Consider the following 6,000-nt stretch of genomic DNA (forward strand, 5'->3'; position numbering starts at 1 on the left):
CCGCCGATGGCGAGCGAGCCGGTGTCACCCATGAAGATCTTTGCAGGCGAGGTGTTCCACCAGAGGAACCCGACCAGCGCACCGCACATGGTGCCGGCGATGAGGGCCAGATCGAGGGGGTCCCGGACGGTGTAACAGACGCTCCTGGCGACCTCGTCGAGTGCGCAACTCTGGTTGGACTGCCAAATGCCCATCAGCATGTAGGCACCGAACACCAGGACGGATGCCCCGGCCGCAAGGCCGTCGAGACCGTCGGCGAGGTTCACGCCGTTGCTGGCTGCGGTGATGATGAGGTTGGACCAGATGACGAAGAGGACGGCGCCAACGATGGTGCCGGCGAAGGCCAGGTCGATCGACGTGTCGCGGATGAATGAAATGGCCGTTGAGGCCGGCGTCCTGCCGTTTTCGTTCGGGAAGCCAAGCGCAAGGACGGCGAAGATGATGCCGACGAGGGTCTGTCCCGCGATTTTCGCCGGGGCGCTGAGGCCCAGACTCCGCTGTTTGGAGATCTTGATGTAGTCGTCGAAGAATCCGACGATTCCCATGCCGACCATCAGGAGTAGCAGCAACAGACCCGAGACGGACGGCCCGGTGGAGACTCCGGCCCAGATCATCAGCAGGTGGGTGACGAAGTAGGCGATCAGGACGGAACCGACGATGACGGCGCCGCCCATGGTGGGCGTCCCGCGCTTGGTGTGGTGGGCTGTGGGGCCGTCATCGCGAATGAATTGACCGTAGCCACGGTTCACGAGCAGGCGGATAAACAGCGGGGTACCCACGAGAGCCAGCACCAGCCCCATGGCTGAGCCGATCAGTAGCGCAATCACAGCTGCGGCCCCCCTTGGAGGTCAGTTGGGCCGGGCTCTGATGGTTCAGGCGTGGCAGTGGATGGTGCAACAGTCGAGGACAATGCTATCCGATCACCTAAAAATCGAAGCCCCGCCCCGTTGGAGGATTTGAACAGCACCAGGTCTCCAGGTTCCAGAGCCGAGGCGAGAATTTCCTCGGCCGCCGCGACGTCATCGGCGAACAGGACCTCATCCCCCCAGGACCCCTCGAGGACTGCACCGTTATAGAGAGCACGGGCCCCCATCCCGATCACGAGCAGCTTGGTGATGTTGAGCCGAACCACGACCCGACCGACGGCGTCGTGCTCGGTGATCGATTCGTCGCCGAGTTCGAGCATTTCGCCGAGCACGGCCCAGGTGCGGCGACCCCGCCCTAGTTCGGCCAGGGTACGAAGCGCGGCTCGCATTGAGTCAGGATTGGCGTTGTACGCGTCGTTGATGACCGTCACGCCGTCGGCGCGTTCGGTGCGTTCCATCCGCCAGCGACTCTGTGCTTCCGACCGCGACAGGGCGTCGGCGATGGCCGCGCCCGGGATGCCGAGCGTCCCGGCAATTGATGCGGCGGCGAGGAGGTTGGTGATTTGGTGCGTCCCGATCAGCCGTGAGGTGACCTGATGCTCGGTGGACCCGTCGGGACCGGGCAGGCCCAGCGTGAATGATGGGTGCCCACCGGGGGTGGTTGTGACACCGGTGGCCCGAACAACTGGTCCGCCGCCGGGGAGATGCGAGTTGTCGGAAGTGAAGTAGAGCTTGGACGCGGCGGTCACGGTCTCCATGGCCAAAACCCGGGCGTCGTCGGCGTTGATGATTGCCGTTCCGCTTCCCGGCAGCGAACGAAGCAGCTCCGACTTGGCCTTGGCGATGTTGTCCACTCCACCGAACTCTCCGGCGTGGGCGCTGCCAACTCCCAGGACCACACCGATATCGGGCGCGACCATGTCCGCAAGGTAGGTAATCTGCCCGATCTTAGTGGCACCCATTTCGATGATCAGATACCTGGTGTCGTAATCGGCGCTGAAGACGGTCAGCGGAACGCCCACCTCGCCGTTGTAGGACCCGATCGGGGCAACAGTGGGGGCATGCTCCCTGAGGATGCCTGCCAGCAGGTCCTTGGTGGTGGTCTTACCGGCCGAGCCGGTGATGCCGATCACCGTCAGCGGTGAATGGGCGCGCAATCTTTCCACCACGGCGGCAGCGAGCCGGCCCATGGCCAACACCACATCGTCGACGACGACGGCGGGGTACTCGCCAGCACCAGCGGCGTCCTCATTCGCTACCGGGTGTTCCAGCAGTGCCAGCACAGCCCCATTACGGAAGGCCTGCGGCACGAACTGGTGACCGTCAGCGTTTGCACCGGGCTTGGCGACGAACAGGCCACCGGCCTGTACCTCGCGGGAATCCACGGTGACGGAGCTAACGGTCTGGGTCTGCCGTGCTGCGGCAGTGGGGGTCAACTGACCCTTGGTGATTGCCGCGATTTCGGCTGCGCTTAGTTCAATCATGACGGTCTAGGATTCTATCCTGTGGCTGGGGTGGACAGAGAATCCGTAGCGTGTCAACGCCCGGGCCAGTTCCACCCGGTCATCGAGCGGCAGGTTGACTCCCTTGACTTCCTGCCAGACCTCGTGGCCGCGCCCAGCAATCAGGACCGTATCAGCAGCGGTGGCCATTGCCACTGCGCGGTCGATCGCCTCGGCACGGGGATAAATTTCGAGTACCTCGCACGGGCGTTCGGCGGCGTCACGGGCCCTCAGTGCCCCCTCCAGGACGCCCTGCCTGATCACGGCCTCGTCTTCATCGTGGGGGTCGTCGTCGGTGACAATCACCACGTCGGCCAGCTGCGCGGCGGTGGCCCCCATGAGTGGACGTTTGGTCTGGTCCCGCTGTCCGGTGGCGCCGAACACCACAATCAGCTTCGCCTCCGGGGCGGGAGGCCTGACCGATTCCAGGGTGCGGGCCAGAGCATCAGGGTTGTGGGCGAAATCGACTATTGCTGCCGGGTGGTCGCCGATGAGCTGCATGCGTCCTGGTACTGCCGCCGAGAACGGATCGGCGCTGTCCGCGGCGCGCTGCACGTCGTCTGCAGCCACCCCTGAGGCGAGCACCATTACCGTCGCCAGTGCGGCGTTCGAGATATTGAAGGTACCCGGCAGGCCCGAGTGCAGCGTGAGTTCTTCCCCCGCTGGTCCGTGCAGCGAGAATCGGTGGCCGAGCCCGTGTTTGACCACATTACGAACCTGCCAGTCGGCGGTGTGGGGTGGTGTCCCGCCGTCGTTCGTGTGGCCGTCGTTCGTCTGGGCGTCGTTCGTGTGGCCGTCGTTCGTCTGGGCGTCGTCGTCCTGGGTGACGCTCGTGCTGAGGGTGACGACGTCGGCCCCGGCCACCTCGGCCATTTTCAGGCCCCACGGGTCGTCGATAATGATGACCGCGCGGCTCGTCCGTTCCCGCGCGAAGAGCTCAGCCTTGACCGCAAAGTACTCCTCCATGGTGCCGTGCAGGTCGAGGTGGTCCTGGGTCAGGTTGGTGAACCCGGCCACGTCGAAGTGGACGCTGTCCACCCGACGGTACTCAATCGCGTGGGAAGACACCTCCATGGCGGCGGTTTCGATCCCCCGTTCACGCATCAACCCGAGGATGCCATGTACCTGCGGCGATTCGGGGGTGGTGAGAGCGCTGGCGATTGGTTGGCCGCCGGCATGGATCTCAATGGTTCCCATCAACCCGGTGGTCCGACCCAGCCCCGCCAGCAACGCATTGATGAAGTAGGTGGTGGTGGTTTTGCCGTTGGTGCCGGTGACGCCGAACAGGGCGGGCCGGCTCGTTTCGGCCGGCTGACTGTTGAAGATGGTCGCCGACAGTGGACCCACGAGTTCCCTGAGGCGGGCAGCTCTGAACAGGGGAACGGTGCCGACCAGTTCGGCTGCGGCTGCGGCGGCTTCCACCCCTGCCTCGTCGGTCAGGACGGCGACGGCGCCAGAGCGCAGAGCGGCGGCGGTGAACGACGCACCGTGTCTGCCTGAACCGGGTAGGGCTATGTACAGATCCCCGGCCCTGATCATTCTGGAATCAATCGCCACCCCGGTCACACGGACGTGGGCGGCGGCGTCGTCGTGCCCGGGAACCGGTTCGACAGTCGGCAACCCGGCTGGAAGGTCGCTGAATGCCTGTGCCAGCGGGACCGGAGCCACTACTGCTGGACGCATCCCGGCATCGGGTTGCGCGGCGGAATCTTCAATTGTTGGCACGTGTGTTGCTCCGGGTCAGTACTCGATGGGGTAGGTCTCGGGCTTGCCGGTGGATGGTGCGACGTTCCTGGCGTTGAGCACCTGTTCCATTACCTTTTGGAATGACTCCCCCGGTATCAGATAATACAGATCGCCCTGCGGCCGCTGCAGCGTCACCACCACGACGTACTCCGGGTCATCCATTGGCGCCATGCCAGCGTAGGTGAGGGTGTACCCGTCGTAGCCGCCGGTAGCGCTTGGCGCTTCGGCCGTGCCCGTCTTGGATCCCACGCGGTATTCGTCCAGCGCACCCGAAGCACCTGAGCCATCAACGGTAACGGTTTCGAGCATCTTCTGTAGCTGGCCTGAGGTTTCAGTGGAGACCACTTCGACGCCCTCGTCCTGGGGCACCTTGTGCTCGGTTCCGTCGGGGTCAATGTAGGCATCGATCAACCGTGGTTTCAGCCGGACGCCGTCGTTGGCGATTGTCTGGTAGACCATCGCGGTGTGCAGCGCAGTCTGCGCGAGGCCCTGCCCGAACAGCACCGTGTACTGCTGGCGGTCGTCCCACTCTTCCGGCTGGGCGAGGATACCGCTGGTCTCACCGTTCAAACCGACATCGAGGGGCTGCCCGATCCCAAACTTGGTGAGCCAGTCGTAGCGCTGTTGCTTGCTGAGCTGCTCACCAATCATCACCGTTCCGGTGTTCATGGATTTGGCGAAGATTCCGGCGGCGGTGCGCTGCTCCTCGCCATGCTCGAAAGCATCTTTGAACGTCTGGTTGTCCACGGTGTAGGTGTTTGGCAACAGGAATTCGCTGGTGGGTTCAATGATTCCCTCCTCCAGCCCTGCTGCCATGGTGATCAGCTTGGTGGTGGAGCCGGGCTCGAAGGATGAGGTGACCGAGAGGGGTTTACGAAATTCGGGTTCAGTGGCTCCCGGGTTATTCGGGTCCATGGTGGTGGACTCGGCCATCGCGACAATGCCGCCGGTATCCGCTTCGACGACCACGATGTTGCCCCACTGGGCGTCGTACTCCTCCACCTGGGAGGCGATGGTCTGCTGGGCAAACCACTGGAGATCCTGGTCGATGGTCAGCTTGACTGACTGTCCGTCCTTGGCCGGCACATCCTCGTTGGTGGCGTAGGGAATCCGGATGCCGTCACCGCCGATCTCAAAGGTGCGGCTACCTGCTTCGCCGGTGAGCCGGTCGTCCTGGGTGAGCTCGAGGCCCTCATTCTGCTCGCCAACGAACCCGACGATTGATCCGGCGACCGGCCCGGAGGGGTAGGTGCGAAGGCTGACCGGGTCGGCGTAGACACCAGGCATCCGCACGGCCAATGCGGCGTTCTTGACCTCAGGGGTGACTTCCTGGGCGACATACCCGAACTTTTTGTCCCCGATGATTGCCGCCTCGAGGGTGGCCGCATCCTGGCCGAGGATCGTCGAGAGCTCGGCAAAACCCTCATCCATGGTGAGCTCCTCGCGGTCCCCCTCATCGTTGATCCGGGCGAAGGTGTCGCCTTCGGCGAGGGTCTGATCCACCACGATGTCGAAGCGCTCCACGCTGCGGGCCAGGTAATTTCCCTTGCTGTCGAGAATATCGCCGCGCATTGGCTGCACCGGGAACGATTCGAGCCGCTTATTCAGTCCGGCCTGCGCCATGCCGCCGAGGTCGAGCGCCTGCACCTGAAATAACCGGACCCCCAGCACCAGCAGGAGGATCAGGACGAAGGCCAGACCTACGCGTAGCCTTTTCGCGCCGAGAGCCACCCGGAATTTGTCGTGCTCAGTTGCTGTAGCCACTTCAATATCCTTCGGTGTCTTTCGGGTGATCGTCGATCGTGTGCGTTACCCGCCGGTGCCTTGCTGTGGTGCTGGAATTGATCCGCCGTTAAGCTCGATTGCCTGCGGCTGCTCGGCGGGGG

Annotated in this window: 4 protein-coding genes (1 of these 4 only partly in view); all 4 read right to left on the bottom strand. The window is 63.9% G+C overall.

Translation table 11 applies throughout. The features are described 5' to 3' along the window. Tightly spaced (at most 57 nt apart), the 4 genes in view from mraY to B384_RS0101335 form a layout consistent with a single transcriptional unit that may run on beyond the window. Positions 1-827 carry the 5' portion of a phospho-N-acetylmuramoyl-pentapeptide-transferase gene (gene mraY / locus B384_RS0101320; RefSeq protein WP_019481340.1) on the bottom strand. Its footprint begins 271 nt before the window's first position, so only the first 827 of its 1,098 coding nucleotides appear in the window; its start codon is at positions 825-827; the stop codon falls past the left edge of the window. Continuing rightward, a complete protein-coding gene (locus tag B384_RS0101325) occupies positions 824-2,350 on the bottom strand; it encodes a UDP-N-acetylmuramoyl-tripeptide--D-alanyl-D-alanine ligase (protein WP_019481341.1) in 1,527 nt (508 codons plus the stop codon). Before B384_RS0101325 ends, mraY begins: the two co-directional genes overlap by 4 nt. 6 nt (positions 2,351-2,356) lie before the next feature. Beyond that, positions 2,357-4,051 (bottom strand): UDP-N-acetylmuramoyl-L-alanyl-D-glutamate--2,6-diaminopimelate ligase, encoded by a 1,695-nt coding sequence (locus B384_RS0101330; protein ID WP_019481342.1) that lies wholly within the window; start codon positions 4,049-4,051, stop codon positions 2,357-2,359. A 57-nt stretch (positions 4,052-4,108) separates the two neighbouring features. Continuing rightward, positions 4,109-5,878 carry a peptidoglycan D,D-transpeptidase FtsI family protein gene (locus tag B384_RS0101335; protein WP_019481343.1) on the bottom strand — a complete coding sequence of 590 codons (1,770 nt, stop codon included), beginning with the start codon at positions 5,876-5,878 and terminating at the stop codon, positions 4,109-4,111. Positions 5,879-6,000: the final 122 nt, after the last annotated feature.

This window comes from Arthrobacter sp. TB 23, from assembly GCF_000294595.1.
GTDB lineage: Bacteria > Actinomycetota > Actinomycetes > Actinomycetales > Micrococcaceae > Arthrobacter_D.

Excerpts from the sequence above, each read along its gene's own strand:
- B384_RS0101325 (WP_019481341.1), bottom strand. The coding sequence starts at position 2,350 with ATGATTGAACTAAGCGCAGCCGAAATCGCGGCAATCACCAAGGGTCAG.
- B384_RS0101330 (WP_019481342.1), bottom strand. The coding sequence starts at position 4,051 with ATGCGTCCAGCAGTAGTGGCTCCGGTCCCGCTGGCACAGGCATTCAGC.